The organism is Streptomyces sp. NPDC001604, assembly GCF_042893475.1.
In the GTDB taxonomy this organism is placed as follows: domain Bacteria; phylum Actinomycetota; class Actinomycetes; order Streptomycetales; family Streptomycetaceae; genus Streptomyces.
Window position 1 is genome coordinate 108,716 of sequence record NZ_JBIAUY010000021.1, and the last position, 16,034, is coordinate 124,749.

11 protein-coding genes and 1 pseudogene are annotated in these 16,034 nt (G+C 68.7%); 5 read left to right on the forward strand and 7 right to left on the reverse strand.

The annotated features are described in order from the left end of the window. Positions 1–45: 45 nt before the first annotated feature. Positions 46–1,212, reverse strand: coding sequence for a PucR family transcriptional regulator (locus ACFY1E_RS39780; protein ID WP_389085345.1), 1,167 nt, complete (start codon positions 1,210–1,212; stop codon positions 46–48). 153 nt (positions 1,213–1,365) lie between these two features. Between ACFY1E_RS39780 and ACFY1E_RS39785 the strand changes: the two genes are divergently transcribed. Continuing rightward, positions 1,366–2,859 (forward strand): long-chain fatty acid--CoA ligase, encoded by a 1,494-nt coding sequence (locus ACFY1E_RS39785; RefSeq protein WP_389085347.1) that lies wholly within the window; start codon positions 1,366–1,368, stop codon positions 2,857–2,859. Between the two features lie 93 nt (positions 2,860–2,952). On the opposite strand, the gene ACFY1E_RS39790 is transcribed toward ACFY1E_RS39785, so the two are convergent. From ACFY1E_RS39790 to ACFY1E_RS39800, 3 genes are all read right to left on the reverse strand, one after another. After that, positions 2,953–5,298: an ATP-binding protein gene (locus ACFY1E_RS39790; protein ID WP_389085349.1), complete on the reverse strand. Its 2,346-nt coding sequence runs from the start codon at positions 5,296–5,298 to the stop codon at positions 2,953–2,955. Between the two features lie 267 nt (positions 5,299–5,565). Further along, positions 5,566–6,315: an SDR family NAD(P)-dependent oxidoreductase gene (locus ACFY1E_RS39795; protein WP_389085352.1), complete on the reverse strand. Its 750-nt coding sequence runs from the start codon at positions 6,313–6,315 to the stop codon at positions 5,566–5,568. A 225-nt stretch (positions 6,316–6,540) separates the two neighbouring features. Then, the gene (locus tag ACFY1E_RS39800) at positions 6,541–9,135 is read right to left on the reverse strand and encodes an alpha/beta hydrolase fold domain-containing protein (RefSeq protein ID WP_389085353.1); all 2,595 of its coding nucleotides are present in this window, start codon (positions 9,133–9,135) and stop codon (positions 6,541–6,543) included. A 265-nt stretch (positions 9,136–9,400) separates the two neighbouring features. Between ACFY1E_RS39800 and ACFY1E_RS39805 the strand changes: the two are divergent. The 3 genes and pseudogenes from ACFY1E_RS39805 to ACFY1E_RS39815 all read left to right on the forward strand — a co-directional run. Next, positions 9,401–10,457 (forward strand): annotated as a pseudogene (locus ACFY1E_RS39805) (NAD(P)-binding protein); the annotation flags it as partial. Positions 10,458–11,068: 611 nt separating this feature from the next. After that, positions 11,069–13,099 (forward strand): HelD family protein, encoded by a 2,031-nt coding sequence (locus ACFY1E_RS39810; protein WP_389085355.1) that lies wholly within the window; start codon positions 11,069–11,071, stop codon positions 13,097–13,099. A 79-nt stretch (positions 13,100–13,178) separates the two neighbouring features. Further along, positions 13,179–13,472, forward strand: a complete 294-nt coding sequence (locus ACFY1E_RS39815; RefSeq protein WP_389085358.1) for a DUF4193 domain-containing protein — start codon at positions 13,179–13,181, stop codon at positions 13,470–13,472. A gap of 11 nt (positions 13,473–13,483) precedes the next feature. Here the strand turns inward: ACFY1E_RS39815 and ACFY1E_RS39820 are convergent, their stop codons facing one another. The 3 genes from ACFY1E_RS39820 to ACFY1E_RS39830 all read right to left on the reverse strand — a co-directional run bounded on the left by ACFY1E_RS39820 (position 13,484) and on the right by ACFY1E_RS39830 (position 15,222). After that, positions 13,484–14,083 (reverse strand): hypothetical protein, encoded by a 600-nt coding sequence (locus ACFY1E_RS39820; protein ID WP_389085360.1) that lies wholly within the window; start codon positions 14,081–14,083, stop codon positions 13,484–13,486. Further along, positions 14,029–14,283 (reverse strand): hypothetical protein, encoded by a 255-nt coding sequence (locus ACFY1E_RS39825; RefSeq protein ID WP_389085362.1) that lies wholly within the window; start codon positions 14,281–14,283, stop codon positions 14,029–14,031. Before ACFY1E_RS39825 ends, ACFY1E_RS39820 begins: the two co-directional genes overlap by 55 nt. 333 nt (positions 14,284–14,616) lie before the next feature. Next, positions 14,617–15,222, reverse strand: a complete 606-nt coding sequence (locus ACFY1E_RS39830; protein ID WP_389085364.1) for a TetR/AcrR family transcriptional regulator — start codon at positions 15,220–15,222, stop codon at positions 14,617–14,619. A 149-nt stretch (positions 15,223–15,371) separates the two neighbouring features. Here ACFY1E_RS39830 and ACFY1E_RS39835 point away from each other — a divergent pair, with 149 nt between their 5' ends. Next, positions 15,372–16,004 (forward strand): TetR-like C-terminal domain-containing protein, encoded by a 633-nt coding sequence (locus ACFY1E_RS39835; protein ID WP_389085367.1) that lies wholly within the window; start codon positions 15,372–15,374, stop codon positions 16,002–16,004. The last annotated feature ends 30 nt before the right edge of the window (positions 16,005–16,034 follow it).

Below are 16,034 nucleotides of genomic sequence, written 5' to 3' on the forward strand. Positions count from 1 at the left end.
GCGCTTGACCCCTTCTCTTCGATGCTCCCGGCCCGTACAGGCTGATCAGCGAGGAAGGGCACGCAAGGCCTCAAGCGCCAGCCCCAGATCGGCCAGGGTGCGGGGATCGGACAGGGGGCGACCGATCAGTTCCTCCACCCGGCGCAGCCTGTAACGGACGGTGTTCGGATGCAGGAACATACGCTCTGCAGCGTCCGGCGCCCGACCGCCCGCGGCGAACCAGTGGCCAAGAGTCTCCAGGAGACGCGTCCGGTCGCGCGAGGGCAGAGCGAGCACGGGTTCCAGGACGAGGCGCACCAGGCGGGTCGCCTCCTCAGGCGCCGCCGCGACGACCATAGCCAGCGGACAGTCGTCGAAGCGGGCCACGCCCGCCGACTCCCCGGGCAGCCCGGTGAGCGCCAGCCGTGCGAAGCGCAATGCCTGGGGGGTGTCGCTGAGTGAGTCGAAAAGAGGGCTGATCCCGACCCGGGCGCGGCGCCGCCGCAGGGTCCGCAGGCTCAGCGTCTCGGCGTCCGGCAGGGCGAGGGACAGCAGGCCGATCTGCTGATCCGGCAGCAGCCGCCAGGCCGAGGACACTTGGGCCTCGCGCAACGCCGCCTCGATACCGGGCAACGGTTCCTCTCCCGCCCCGAGGCCCGTGGCCACCACCACCGCATACGGTCCCTCCTGGGGCAGCCCGAGATGGCGAGCCGCGTCGTCGAGGCCGACACGGTCCGCGATGTCACCCCTGCACAGGGCCTCGACCACTGCTGAACGTCTCGCCTCCCGCTGCCGACTCAACTCGGCGGAGGTCTCCCGGTATGCGGTGGCGAGCACCTCCGCGTATCGGCCGAACAACACCCAGATCTCCGAGGACCCGGCTGCGAGCTGCGCCTGATCGATCTCGGGGTACTGCCGGGCCTCATCGACGATCTGCGCCCAGAGGGAGTCGAACGCGGTCCGGTAGGCGTGCAGGGTTTCCGCCAACGGGACGCCTTGCTCGGCACGGATCCGCCCGGTCTCGCGTGCCGGGTGTACGTCGGGCTCGCCGCCCTCGGCCAAATACGCCAGGACGACGCGCGCATTGCTTTCTAGGGAAAATCGAAGCGATTCCCCGGGAACAACCGAATCATCGGCGTAGGAATCAACCTCGGCACGAATGCGCACCGCCAACACCTCACTGATTTCGTGAAGGCGCTCCTGCAGCACCGAAGCGACAGCGGAGAGGTCCATCTCCGCAGCTTATGGCGGTGTCCTTGTTCCTGGGAACAAGCAGTCCACAGCGAGGCTGTATGCGCTGCCATAGACCCTCCTCATCACGGGCGGCAGCATGCCGCCAAGCATCGCTGGGACGCGCGATGCACGTAGTCGCAAGAGGAGACAGGCATGCCCAATCTCGCGGAGTTCCTGGTGGCGACGGCCGCCCGACAGCCCGAGCGCCCGGCGCTGCGGCTGGGAACGGCGACCATCAGCTACGCGGAACTGGACGAGGCGAGCGCCCGAGCCGCCGCACTGCTGCGCGCCGAGGGGGTCCGGCCCGGCGACCGGGTCGCCCTGATGCTGCCCAGCTCACCCGAGTTCGTCATCCTCTACTACGGCGTCCTGCGCGCCGGCGGCATAGTCCTGCCGCTGAACCCGCTGCTCAAGGAGCGGGAGGTCGCTTACCACCTGGGGGACTGCGGTGCCGTGCTGCTCTTCGAGTGGCACGAGGCGCCGGGTGAGGGCGACAAGGGCGCTGCCACCGCCGGTGTGCGGCACCTGGTCGTCGAGCCCGCCGACTTCGCCGAGCGTCTCGGGCGGCACGAGCCCGATCGACAGGTCGCCGCGGTCGACGGGGATGACATCGCGGTCCTGCTCTACACCTCCGGTACCACCGGCCGCCCCAAGGGCGCCTCGCTGACCCATGCGAACCTGCGCCACAACACCGAGATCATCGTCACCGACCTGGCCAGGATGAGCTCGGACGACGTGGTGGTGGGCTGCCTACCCCTCTTCCACATCTTCGGCCAGACCTCCACCCTCAACGCCGCGGTGAAGAGTGGCGCTCTGCTCGTGCTCGTCCCCCGGTTCGACGCGGAGACCGTGCTCGACATCCTCGCTCGCGAGGGCGCCACCGTGTTCGAGGGCGTCCCCACCATGTACGCGGCGCTGCTGCAGCACCCGGCTGCCGCGAACGTCGATGTGTCCGCCCTGCGTACGTGCATCTCGGGCGGGGCCGCACTGCCGGTGGAGATCCTGCACGGCTTCGAGCGCCACTTCGGCTGCATGGTGTCGGAGGCCTACGGCCTGTCCGAGACCAGCCCCGCCGTCTCCGCCTGCCGCCCCGACCGCCCGCGCAAGCCCGGCTCGGTGGGGACGCCCGTCCGTGACGTCGAGGTACGGCTGCTGGACGCCGACGGGCAGGAAGTGGCCACGGGCGAGGTGGGCGAGCTGGTCGTGCGCGGCCCGAACGTGATGAAGGGCTACTGGAACCGTCCCGAGGAGACTGCGGCGGCCATCTCCGACGGCTGGTTTCGCACCGGTGACATGGCCCGGCGGGACGAGGACGGTGACCTGTACATCGTCGACCGCAAGAAGGACCTGATCATCCGGGGCGGCTACAACGTCTATCCGCGCGAGATCGAAGAGGTCCTGCACGAGCATCCCGCCGTCGCCCTGACCGCCGTCGTGGGTGTGCCGGACGACAAGCTCGGTGAGGAGGTGGCCGCCGCGGTCGTACTACGCCCCGGTGGGCAGGCCACGCCGGAGGAGCTGCAGGAGTTCGTCAAGGAGCGGGTGGCGGCGTACAAGTACCCGCGCCGCGTGTGGCTGGCCGACTCGCTGCCGACCGGGCCCACCGGCAAGATCCTCAAGCGGGAGATCACCGCACCCAGCATCTGAGGACAACGGATGATGGCCTCCGAGCAGCTGTGGCGGCTCGGAGGCCCTCACGTCTGACGGGCGAACAGCGGTCGCAGCCAGGTGCGGTCGGCGCTATGCGATCCCGCCCGTACGCCCGGCGAACTGTGCGCGTCGCCGGGCCATCCACGCGGCGATCTGGGCCCGCGAGGTGAACCCGAGCTTGGCGAGGATCCGCTCGACGTGACCGTCGGCGGTGCGCTTCGCGATCACCAGCCGATGGGCGATCTCCCGGTTGGACAAGCCGGATTCGATCAGGGCGGCGACCTCCAGCTCCCGCTTGGTGAGTGGCTCGGTCGCATCGGCGCGCCGGGCCACGGCCGTACTCCCCTCGGCGCCCAAGGCCAGATCGATCACATCCCGCAGGCGCCACAGAGGAACGGAGGGCTCGCCACCCCCGTAACTCGGCGGATCGGGCCGGTGGGCGCAGTGGCGTTCCGCGAACTCTGACAGCTGCGGCCCGAATGCGGCGATCGACGTGCCGAGGGAACACCACACTCGCCGTGCCGCCTCACACAGGGCGGCCGCGCGGTCCGCCTCACCACGGTCGTAGGCCACCCAAGCCAGCAGGTCGGTGCACAGAGCGACGCCGATCCATTCGGACGAGAGCTGAACTCGCAGTGCCGCACGGGCCGATCGCTCCGCCTCCTCCAGGTGGCCCAACGTCCACTCGGCCAGGCCCGCAGCCCAGAGGGAGAAGGCGCGGGCGGACCTGTCTGGGTACGTCTCGCACAACGCCACCGTGCTGCGGCTGATCTCCACGGCCTCGGCTGCCCGGCCGGCGCAGGCGAGCGCGGTGGCGAGCATATAGCGAGCGGCGAGTTCCAACTCACGATCACCGTGGTCGCGGTGTCCGTCGACAGCGGTCCGCAAGCCCTGCACCGCGGTGTCGGCGTCTCCGGTGAAGAGCGCCCACAGCGCCCCCCAGTGGGTGACACGCAGCTTCGCGCCGGGGTCGTCCAGTTCCTCGGCGAGGTCCGCAAGTGTGCTGAGCCACCGTCCGGCACTGTGGTGGTCCCCCTGGAGCAACGCGATCCAGATCATCACCCACACGCTCTCGGCCCGCTCCGGCGACGGCGCGGTGACCGCGGCGAGCGCCGCCTCCATCCGCGTCCGGCCGTCGGCGAGGAACCCTCCGGACAGCCAGTGGTAGCGCAGCCGTGCCATCAGGCGCAGAGCGGCTCGTTCCTCCCCCGGAGTGGAGAGGCTCCACTGCACCGCTGCGACATGGTCCGCGTGCTCCAGGCGCATCCGCTCCAGCAGGGCTTCCTGCTGGGGACCGCACCACTGGTCGAGGACCCGCTGGGCCCGGCGCAGCATCACGTCGCGATGTCTGCGCCGCAACTCGTCCGCTTCGCCAGCCTGTTCGGCTTTTTCGGCCGCGATCTCACGGACGGGAGCGAGCAGGCGGTACCGCATGGTGCCGACGTCGCGCTCGGCCAGCAGGATCGACTGCCCTACGAGACGCTCGATGGAATCAAAGACGTCGTCGGGGTGCAGTTCGCCAAAAGCACAGACCTCTTCAGCGAGCTCAAGATCGAAGGTTGCGGGAAACACCGACAAACGGCGCAAGAGGATCTGCGCGGTCTGCGGGCAAAGCTGGTAGCTCCAGTCCACCATCGCCCGCAGTGATCCGTGCCGCGACCGGGACTCGGCATCCGGCGCGGTCAACGACGCCAGTCGTCGGCCGAACCGTTCCACCACCTGCTCGACGGTCAGCGCTCGCAGCTTCGCTGCTGCCAGCTCGATGGCCAGCGGTATGCCTTCCAGCAGTCGGCACAGCTCGACCACGGCCTCAGCGTTGTCTTCGGTGACATCGAACTCGGGATCGACGGCACGCGCCCGCTCCACCAGCAGGCTCACCGACCCGTCCGCGATCAGCTGCGCAGCCGGGGTGGCAGTTTCGGGGACGCTCAGTGGCAGCACCGGCCGCAGCACCTCCCCCTCGACACCGAGGGGTTCCCGGCTCGTGGCCACCACGTGCAACTGCGGAGCCTCGCGCAGCATGACCGGCACCACCGCCCGCACCCAATCCAGCACGTGCTCGCAGTTATCCAGAACCAGCAGCAGTTTGCGGTTGCTCAAGAAGGACAGCAGCTTCTCACGCGGCTGCGTGGCGGACTGATCGTTGATGCCCAAGGCGCTGACCACCGCGGCCTCCACCTCCGCGCCCCCTGCACCGATGCTCAGATCGGCCAGTCGGACCAGCCACGCGCCGTCGGGGAAGCCGTTGCGAGCTCGATAGGCCAATTCCAGGGCCAGCCGCGTCTTACCCACACCGCCCGCCCCGACGAAGGTCAGCAGCCTGGATTCCGACAGTGTCCGCTGTGCGACGTCGAGATCGCTCCTTCGCGCGATCAAGCGATTCAGAGACGGACCGACCCGGTTCCCTCCTCGTTGAGGGGTTTGGGCGCTAGTCATGCAGAGATCTTAGGCGAGTCCAACCCGAACACACCCTCGTGGCTCTGATCAATTCTCGCGAACACCGGCGATCGCTGCCTTCGGCCCTGCCCCGGCGGCGGCCCGCCGGGCCGCCGTCTCTGTGATGACGTGAACATCGGGTTCACCCGGGGCGTGGGCCGTCCCGGTCCGATGAGTGAGGGTCGCCGCCTTCAGGTTCGCCAAGAGTCTCGGCGCCTGACACCGCCGGAGAGCACGGCTGCGCCGGCGGTGAGCAGATCAGCCCTCTCACATTCGCTTCACGTTCCACCCCCCGTCGATCACGGTGGCGGTGCCGTTGACGAACGAGGCGCCCTCGGAGGCCAGGAAGGTGGCCACAGAGGCCACTTCCCCAGGTGTGCCGAGCCGTCCCTGCCCCTGGATGAACAGCTCCTTCAGCTGCGTTCCGGCCTCGCTCTCTGTGAAAAGGCGCTCGCTCATGGGGGTCTCGATGACGCCGGGACAGATCGCGTTGGCGCGCACTCCAAGGTCGCGCAGCTCAAGCGCCATCACCTCGGTCATGCGCACGACACCGGCCTTGACCGCCGAGTAGGCGCCGATCAGGGGGAGCCCGACGACGCCGGCCAGCGAGGCGATGTTGACGATCGCGCCGCCGCCGTCCGTCAGGGCGGGAACCGCGTGCTTGTAGACCAGCCATGTCCCCCGCAGGTTGACCGAGTACATCCGGTCGAACTCGTCCTCGGTCAGTTCGTGGAGGGGACCGAAGGACTCGACACCGGCGTTGTTGACCAGCACGTCGAGTCCGCCCAGGGCACGCGTGGCCTCGGCGACCGCCGCGGCCACACTGTCACTGGAGCGGACGTCGCAGGTGACGCCGACGGTGTCGTGGCCGATCTCCGCAGCTGCCTTGTCGGCCCCCTCAATGTCGGCGATCACGACGCGGGCGCCGGCGGCGACGAACGCTTCGGCGACCGCCAGGCCGAGGCCCCGGTGCGCGCCAGTCAGCAGTGCACGCTTGCCCTCCAGAATTCCGGTCATGCTGATTTCCTCTCCTATCTACGTCATGGTGATCGTGTTGTGGTGCCCCGTCATCGCATGCCGGACGGTGATTGGTATCCCTGGCGTGCGTTGAGCGAGCGTCAGAAGCGGTGCGCCGTGGGCATCAAGCCATCGATGCCGCGCGAGGCACAGGCCCGGCCAGACGCCGGGCAAGCCATTGGGACCCGTCGCTCACGGCTCGTGTGCCGTGAGCGACGGGCCTGTTCAGCCGAGGGTGGCCGCGGCCTTCGCCGTCCGGGCCTCGGCCGACAGCAGCGGCGCGAGGAAGTCGCGGATGGCGTCCTGGATCTCGGCGGCGCGCGGAATCGCACCGGAGAGCACGAACGTGGTGTGGATCAGACCGTCGAGGCGCCGGCAGACGGTGGGTACACCGGCTTCCGTCAGCGCTCGCGCGTAGTCCTCCCCCTCGTCGCGCAGCGGATCGATCTCCATGGTGATCACCAGTGCGGGCGGCAGGTTCGACAGGTCCCGCGCCCGTGCTGGAGCAGCCCACGGGGAGGTCACGTTGGCAGGGTCGCCGAGATACCAGGCCGCCATGCGGGCGCCCAGCTCAGTGGAGATGATCGGGCCGCGCGCGAAGGTCTTGCGGGACTCGGTGTCGGCGGTGAAATCGGCGGGCGGAGTGACGAGGACCTGGGCGGCAAGGCGCGGTCCGCCCTCGTCCCGGGCGCGGAGCGCGGCCACTGCGGCCAGGTTCGCACCGGCGCTCTCGCCACCGACGGCGATCCGCTCCGGGTCGCCGCCGTACTCGGCGATGTTCTCCGCCGCCCAGCGCAGCGCCGCCATCGTGTCGTCGACCGCCGCCGGGAACGGGTGCTCGGGGGCGAGCCGGTAGTCCGGGGACACGACGAGAGCGCCGAGGCGCCGGGCGAGGGACGCGCAGGGCTCGTCGTACGCATCGAGACTGCCCGCGATCCAGCCGCCGCCATGGAGGAAGACGACCACGGGCAGCGGGCCCTCGACCGGCGGCCGGTACAGGCGCACCGTCCGCTCACCACCGTCCGTCGGGTACTGGGTGTCGGTGATGCCGACATCCTCGGGAACCGGCAGCTGCAGGTGCTTGAAGGTCTCGATGGCGCCTCGGATCTCCTCCAGGGAGGACTCCTCGAGCGGCTTGGCGCCCATGTTCATCTGGCCGGCGAGGAGGAAGACCGCCGCACCGTCGATTTTGATCGTGTTCGGCAGGGCTCGCTCGTCCCCGTCGAGCGAGAAGCCGGCGTACTCGGTCGCCTGGACCTCGGCGCAGATGGCGCGGTACATCGGCGCGCCGGTGAACAGGGAGATCGGCCTCCGCGGCTTGCCCGGAATGTTGTCGCCCATGTACCAGGTGACCGCCTTGGGGAACAGGGTCGCCTCGGCGACCTCCAGGACCAGGTCGTTGTACCGGTCCTCGGCCGCAGCCGTCACCTCGGCCGTCCGGTGCCCGTGCGCGTCCGTATAGGCGATGAGGTCGGCGATGAAGTCGACACTGTCCTCGATGGCGGTCGGGTTGTTGAAGAGGGCCGCCGCGCTCTGCGGACCGTTGACGTGGAACAGGTTCGGGAAGCCGTGGTTGGCCATTCCGACGTACGCGCGCTGCCCGTCCGCCCAGTGGTCGGTCAGTTTCAGGCCGTCGCGGCCCACCACGCCCATCCGCATCAGGGCGCCCGCGCCCACGTCAAAGCCCGTGGCGAGCACGATCACGTCGAACTCGTACTCCTCGGCCGTGGTGGCGATGCCCTTCTCGGTGATCCGCTCGATCGCGGTCGTCCGGGCGTCGACGAGACGCACGTGCGGCAAGTTGAACGTCTCGAAGTAGTTCGTCTCGAACGTGGCGCGCTTGGCACCGTACGGGTGCCCCTTCGGAGTCAGCAGTTCCGCGGTCTTCGGGTCCTTGACCCGCTCCCGGATCCGGTCCCGGATGTAGTCCGCCGCCGTCTCGTTGGCGGCCGGATTGAAGGTCAGGTCGAAGTAGGTGGACGCGAGCATCCGGAAGCCGCCGCCGTTGTAGTACGTGTCGTACGTCTTACGGCGTTCCTCGGGGCTGTCTGCCATCGCGGAGCGCGTGGCGCGCGGGAACGCGGCGCCTGCCAGGCTGTTGCGCGACTCCTCCCGCAGCCTCGGGTAGTCGGCGACGACCTGCTCGAACTCCTCATCGGTGAGCGGACGGTTCCCAAGGGGACAGGCGAAGTTCGCGGTCCGCTGGAACACGGTCAGTTCGGCGACCTGCGGGGCGATCGTCTGGATGACCTGGATACCGGTCGAGCCGGTGCCGATCACGGCGACACGCTTGCCCGCCAGATCGACGCCGTCGGCCGGCCACCGGCTGGTGTGGACGACCGTGCCTCGGAACGTCTCCTGGCCCGGGAAGTCGTTCGGCTTGTTCACCGAGAAGGCGCCGGCCGCGTTGATGAAGAACCGCGCGATGGTGACGCCGCCGTCGTCCGTACCGACAACCCAGCGCTGAGCGGCTTCGTCCCAGACCGCAGACGTGACGCGCGTGCTGAACCGGTAGCTGCGGCGCAGGTCGAACCGGTCGGCCACATGCTCCAGGTAGGCCAGGATCTCCGGCTGCGCGGCGTACCGCTCTTTCCAGCGCCACTCACGCTGCAGGTCCTCGTCGAAGGAGAAGGAGTAGAAGATGCTCTCGAAGTCGCAGCGCGCGCCGGGGTACCGGTTCCAGTGCCAGACGCCGCCCGGTCCCGAGGCCGCCTCGAAGGACTGAACCGACAGGCCCTGCTGGTTGCGGAGGCGGTGGGTGGCGTAGAGGCCGGAGAAGCCGGCACCCACGACGACTGCGTCGACATGTGTTTCGGTCATGTACCGACTCTGAGTTCGGCACGTTGCGAGGGCTACGGGTAGGGATACCTGATGGCATACCTGATCCCCTACCTGTCTTCTGCCGGGTCGGTCGGCTTCGGCGACCCGGTTCAGATGCGAAACCGCTGGTGAATGGGGTGAACAGCCGGATTCGCGAGACTTCGGCGATCTTCTGCAACTGATTGCATAACATCCTCCGGGGTCATACAACTGCTCACATGTCGCAGCACGACGCAGCGGCAGGAGCCCTGCCGATGTCCCGCTGCCGGGTGCCAAGATGACCACAGAGGCTGAGGCGGAGCAGCACGCGCTCGTCACCGAGACGGTGCACCGCGAGGGTGGCCGGATCGCGATGCAGATCCTGCACACCGGCCGATATGCCCATCACCCCGACCTGGTCGCCCCAGCGCCCGCCAGGCGCCGATCAACAATTATGTGCCGCAGGCGCTCACCGATGATGAGATCGAGGAGACGATCGAGGCGTTCGTCCTGGCGGCTGCGCTCACCGGGGCAGCCGGCTATGACGGCGTCGAGATCATGGGATCCGAGGGCTACCTGATCAACGAGTTCATCGCCCCGGCGCCCAACCACCGCACCGACCGTTGGGGCGGCAGCTACGAGAACCGGGTTCGCTTCCCCCTGGAGATCGTCCGCCGCGTACGCGAACGTGTCAGCCCCGACTTCATCCTCATCTATCGCCTGTCCATGCTCGATCTCGTCCCCGACGGCAGCACCCTGGACGAGGTGGTCACGCTCGCCAAGGCGGTCGAGGCGGCCGGCGCCACGATCATCAATACCGGGATCGGCTGGCACGAGGCACGCGTCCCCACCATCGCGACCTCAGTACCCCGCGGCGCGTACTCGTGGATCACCGAGCGCCTGAAGGGATCCGTTTTTGTCCCCCTGGTGCCCAGCAACCGCATCAACACCCGGAGATCGCGGCGGAGTTGCTGGCGGAAGGCCGAGCAGACATGGTCTCGATGGCCCTTCCGTTCCTCGCCGACCCCCACTTCGTCGCCAAGGCACGCGCCGGACGCCCAGACACGATCAACACCTGCATCGGCTGCAACCAGGCCTGCCTGGACCACAGCTTCAGCGGAAAGATCACCTCCTGTCTGGTCAACCCGCGAGCTTGCCGCGAGACAGAGCTGGTGCTGTCCCCGACGCGCCGCCGCAAGCGCCTGGCCGTGGTCGGGGCAGGTCCGGCCGGGCCGGCGGTGTCGGTCACGGCCGCCCAACGCGGCCACGACGTCACGTTGTTCGACGCCGACGACAAGATCGGCGGCCAGCTCAACATCGCCCGGCGGATCCCGGCCAAGCGGCCGTCTGGCCCTGACCGACCGCTATTACCTGGAGTGCATGAACTACCAGTCCCGACACGGCGCCGAGCCCACCCCCGAACGACTCTCCACCCACCTCGCCGCCCAGGGACTCCTCGGACGCGGCGGCAATCCCATCAGCCCCTCAAACCTGCGCCGACACTTCCTCTTCGACCGGGCGGCGGTCGCCGCGGCCGTCTCGTTTGGACCGTGGCGAAGGGGAGCACCGTCGATGACCAACCCGCGACGTGGCCTTCGTGCCCACCCGCACGGTGAGCCGATGCCTGCCTCCGCAACGCGGCGGCTTTGTCACATGTCACAGCAGGTTCCGCCGGAATTCAGCGGTGGGTGAGCAGCCGTCTTCAGCCGTCCACGACCGATCTGGGGACACACATGCGGCGTTAAAGCAAATTGAGTAAGCCGAGCCAAACGCATATCCGCATTCCCCCAGGTCATCCATATTCCCCTCCCGTAGGTGATGATCAAGCCAAGTAAGTCAAGACTTACTTTTGAATAATTTCGACCGCATAGTGGTGGCTCGAGCCGAGAGGAGCCCCCTGTTGTCGCAGGTCAACGACCTCGCTGTGCGTCAGGTCGAATTGGAACGAGCTCATGTGTCCGCCTTGTACGAACTGCTCGCCGAGCGGCTCTCCGAGGCGCGGGCGCGCCGGGCGGATGTACTCACGGCTCCGGCCGAGAGTGCCGGTGAGGTATATGAGCGAGAGGTCGCCGCTGCACGTCTGGCCAAGGAGATCGGTCGGCTTGAGGGCGCCGAGAATGGGCTGGTTTTTGGCCGCATTGACTGGACGGACGGCACCGCTCTGCGTATCGGCCGGATCGGACTGCAGACGGAGGCCGACGACCTGCCCCTGCTCGTGGACTGGCGTGCGACCGCGGCGCGGCCTTTCTACGAGGCGACGCCGGTTCACCCGATGAACCTGCGGCGGCGTCGGCATCTGCGCCTGGAGGATCGCACGGTGGTCGCAGTGAGCGACGAACTGCTGGACGACTCCGCCCCGACTGCCGAAGACGTAGTGGGCGACGGCCCGTTGACCGACGCTCTTTCGGCACGGCGTACGGGCCGGATGCAAGCGGCAGTCGCGACGCTGCAGGCCGAGCAGGACGAGATCGTTCGCTCCGCGCACCGCGGGGTGACGGTGGTACAAGGCGGGCCCGGCACGGGGAAGACGGTGGTCGCCCTGCACCGGGCAGCGTATGTCCTGTACGCGTTCCCGCGCGCCGCGGAGCAGGGTGTTCTGGTGGTCGGGCCGAACTCGCGGTTTCTCGACTACATCTCCCAGGTCCTGCCCTCGCTCGGCGAGAACGACGTCGTCCTGGCGACCTGCCAGGAACTGGCCGGAGTGTTCCCGGACGCGGTGGAGCCGTTCGATGCGGCGCGTATCAAGGGCAGCTCCGTCCTCGCCGACGCTCTGGCCTCTCTGCTGCGCGTCCACCAGGCTCCGGACGGCGACTTCGCTGTGCGGGTCGGAGAGGATGTGGTTCACCTCTCGGGCGAGAGAGTCGCCGTGGCACGCGACGCCGCCGTGGCGACCGGGCTGGGGCACAACCCCGCACGCCAGGTGTTCAAGGAGCTCCTGGTCGACGCCGTCACCGATGCGCTGGAACGCAATATGGGCGACCTCCTGGAGCAGATCGATGCCGAGGTCGCCCAGCTGACGGGCAGGAACCTCGACCGGTTCACAGCGGCCGACCTGCGCCACGGCCACGACGGCGCGCCCGCCCCGGGACCGGCCGACGAGTTCGACGCGGACGCCGTCCGGGCCGATCTCCTCGACGACGCCGCCGTCGACCGAGCAGTGGAGGCGCTGTGGCCGCGGCTGGTACCCGGCGACCTCGTGAGGGCTCTCCTGACGGACCCTGCCTCTCTCGCCGAGCATCTGCCCCGGCTGACCGCGGACGAGCGGTCAGGTCTGCTGCGCAGTCCGGACGCCCCGTGGACGGATGCCGACGTACCACTGCTGGACGAGGCGGCGAGCCTGATCGACGGGCCGCCGGAGCGGACGTATGGGCACGTCGTCGTCGACGAGGCACAGGAGTTGACCGCCATGCAGTGGCGGATGATCGTGCGCCGCTGCCCGGCACGGGCGATGACGCTCGTGGGCGACTTCGCCCAGGCCGGCCCGGTCGCGACAGCACGCGATTGGAAGGAGGCATTGAGTCCGCATGTCGGCCTGCGGTTCAACCTCCACAACCTGACCGTCAGTTACCGCACCACCCAGGAAGTCCTGGACAGTGTGCGCGACCTGCTCGCGCGGATCGCTCCGGACCAGACGCCGACACGGTCGCTGCGACGTGGTGAGGCTCCGCGCACCCTGACCGCACCTTTGGACGGGCTGGTCGCCACCGTCGCCCAGGAGATTCGTGCCCAGCACACCGCCCACCCGGGAGAACTGGTCGGGGTGATCTGCGCGGACACGAGGGTGGACGAACTGACGGCCGCGGGCATCGCGCAGCTCGCACGCGTCGTGCCGGCGTCCCAAGCGCGCGGTCTGGAGTTCGACGGGGTCGTCGTCATGAGCCCCGCGGAGATCATCACAGCCCGCCCCGGCGGGGAAAGGGACCTGTACGTAGCCCTGACCCGGGCCACCAAGAGGCTCTGCACGATCACCGCCCAGCCCGCCTGACGTATCACCGTCCGCTTCCTATCGCGCATGCGCCACAGACATGCGCAGGCACCGTAAGCATCAAGACAGAGAAGGTGGCATGGCAAAGGACTACGACGCCCCACGCAATGACGGCGTCATCGACAACCTCGAGGAGCTCAACGCCCGGAGCACACCCACATCCGCTCCCGCCATCGACATCGATGAGTTCGAGGCCGCCGAGGGCCTCGAACTGCCCGGCGCCGACCTCTCCAGCGAGCAACTGGCCATCCCGGTACTTCCGCCGCTGGACGACGAATTCGTCTGTACGGCCTGCTTCCTCGTGTACCACCGCAGCCAACTTGCCAGCGGAAACAGCACTCTCCGCATCTGCCGTGACTGCGACCACACCTGACATCACGCCGACTACGACAATGCCCCACGACCCGTCCCGGCATCGCCATGTGCTCCTGCCGGCACCGGCCGTGATCCCTTCGCAGTGGACCACGGCGTAGGTGAGGACGAGCGGCGCGCTACCGGTGAGAGACCTCTCTCGAGCCGGAGCGCGGTTCCCACTGTCCGCCCCATCGCTGTGAACAAGCTGGCAGCAAGAGCCCCCAGCATCGCGGTAACCGCCATGGGCGTGACCACGGGCGCCCGTGACGGGGTGATCTGGTCGCGTCCGCTGCGGGCGGGATTGGCGGCGACGGCGATCAGTTCGGTGCGGATGGTGGCGCCGCGGGCCTTCGCGTGGCGAGCCGAGGCCAGTGCACCCAGTGCTCGGGTGAGCGTGTGGGCGGTGACCGCGAGCAAGACCTGCTCAACGACGGCGTGGCCGCGGTGGTCGGACTCGGCGCGGAGGAGTGGGAACGGGCTGTCGATGAACAGCGCGTGATACCGGTAGGTGGCGAACAGCTCGCCCTGGCCCTGCGCGGCGGCCTTGCGTTTGAGCCGCTTCGCCCGCCGCACGCTCATGCTGCCTTCGGTGCGGTGTGCGGCCTTGGAGTCGAACGCGGTGTAGGGCACTTCGGCGATCTCGGGTCGGAAATCCAGGTGTCGGTGGGATCGTCGTAGGTGGCGTTGGCGTAGTTGATCGCGGTCCATGCGTCGTCAGCGATGCCGGTGATCGCCTGTTCGGCCTTGGGACCCATCCGCACGGTGACCGAGAAGTACTCCCCGTTGCGGCGGCACGCGGCCAGCGGCGTGGACACAGTGGCGGCCAGCACACGTTCAGCCTGCGCAGCAGCGGCTTCGACGCGATCTTGCCGTGCCCGAACGCCGCGCGCTGCTTCGTGCCGCCCAACACCCGCCGTTGCAACGAGTCGACATCGATATACGCCCGGCGCGGCCGCGCCGGGCAGCAGGGGCGCCGCTCCGCCAGCTCGGCCAGCACCCGGCGATGCACCGCGACGAGCTGGCGCACGTTGCCGTGAACCAACGCCCGGAGAACGGCCAGGCGGTCGCTCACACCTCCGTTGGATGCGCAGCTATCCCCAACTGCTGCATCATGCTGCTTGATCGCGGATGTGCTGTATCAGGTTGCTGTTTACCTCTCAGGGTCAGGTAGTCAGGGACGGCATGACCACCGAGTCCAGATAGTGGAGCAGGAACGCCCGGTCCGGTGGCCGGTTGGCCACCAGTGGCCGGGCCACCAAGGCACCGATCAATACGTACGGCACGTACTGCAGTGCCGGGCAGTCCGCTCGTACCTCACCCCGAGCCACCGCTCGCCGGAGGATCGCCGCGAGGCCGGCGGGGTCGGGGTCGACGATCAGGTTCTGCAGGGCCCGCATGAGGTCGGGGTGGGTGTGGACGGCGTGCATCAGGCCGCGGACCAGGGCGGCTTCTCTGCGGAGCTGCTCGTCGTCCAGCTGTTCGATCACCGCGCGCAGGTCGCCTTCGAGGGAACCTGTGTCGATGTCGCCGACGACCTTGCCCTTGGTCCGGCGCAGTGCCTCGGCGACCAGTTCCGGCTTGCCCGACCACTGGCGGTAGAGCGTGGCCTTGCTGCAATGGGTGCGGATCGCCACCGCGTCCATGGTCAGGGCCTCGTAACCGACCTCGCGGAGGAGGTCGAGGACGGCGGCGAAGAGCTCCTCCTCGCGTTCCGGGGCGATGCGGCTGCGGCGCGTGCGTGGCGTGGTGGCCTGGTCCGTCGCTGTCATCCGAGGCACCTCGTTCGAGCTTCGAGCGAAACGGTTTCGCACGTGTTCACGGTAACCTAGGCTGCGGTGAATACGAAACCGTTTCGGTCGCATAATAGGGGCACGGGTCCTGAGCCGTGGGTCGTCTCGGGATGAGGGGAGAGCCAGTCATGGCAGCCATCGCGTCGCCGGTCCCGGCCGAACCCGGCCCCGCCAAACCGGGCCGCCCCCGCGACACCACCGCCGACGACCGCATCCTCCGCGCCGTCGTCGACGAACTCTCCGACCATGGTGTCGCTGGCTTCCGGATCAACAACGTCGCCGCCCGCGCCAAGGTCGCCAAGCGCACCCTCTACAGCCGTTGGACCGAGCGGGACGAGCTCATCATCGCGGGGCTCAACACCCTCGCCCTCGACCTCGTCCCGCCCCGCACCGGCAGTCTCGTCGGTGACCTCAACGCCCTCTACGACGACATCGCCGACGCCCTCGACAGCCCACGCTGGCTCATCGCCGCCCGCTGCTCCTTCGAGCTGCCCGACCATCCCGAGCTGTACGCGAGATTCCAGCGCGACTGCATCGACAAGCCCCTCGCCGTCGTCGAGGACGTCCTCCGGGACGCGCAACTCCGCGGTGAACTGCGCGCCGGCATCGACCGTTCCGTGGCCGCCGAGACCTTCACCGGTTCCATCGCGGGGTACAGCTCGCACATTGCCCGGCTCCGCGGGGTCAGTGCGTACGGTGTCCGCGAGCAGTTCCTCGACATGTTCCTGCACGGGCTGTGCGCCCACGACCCCCGCGAATGAGCTTCCGGACCACCGCGGAGGCCGAACTTG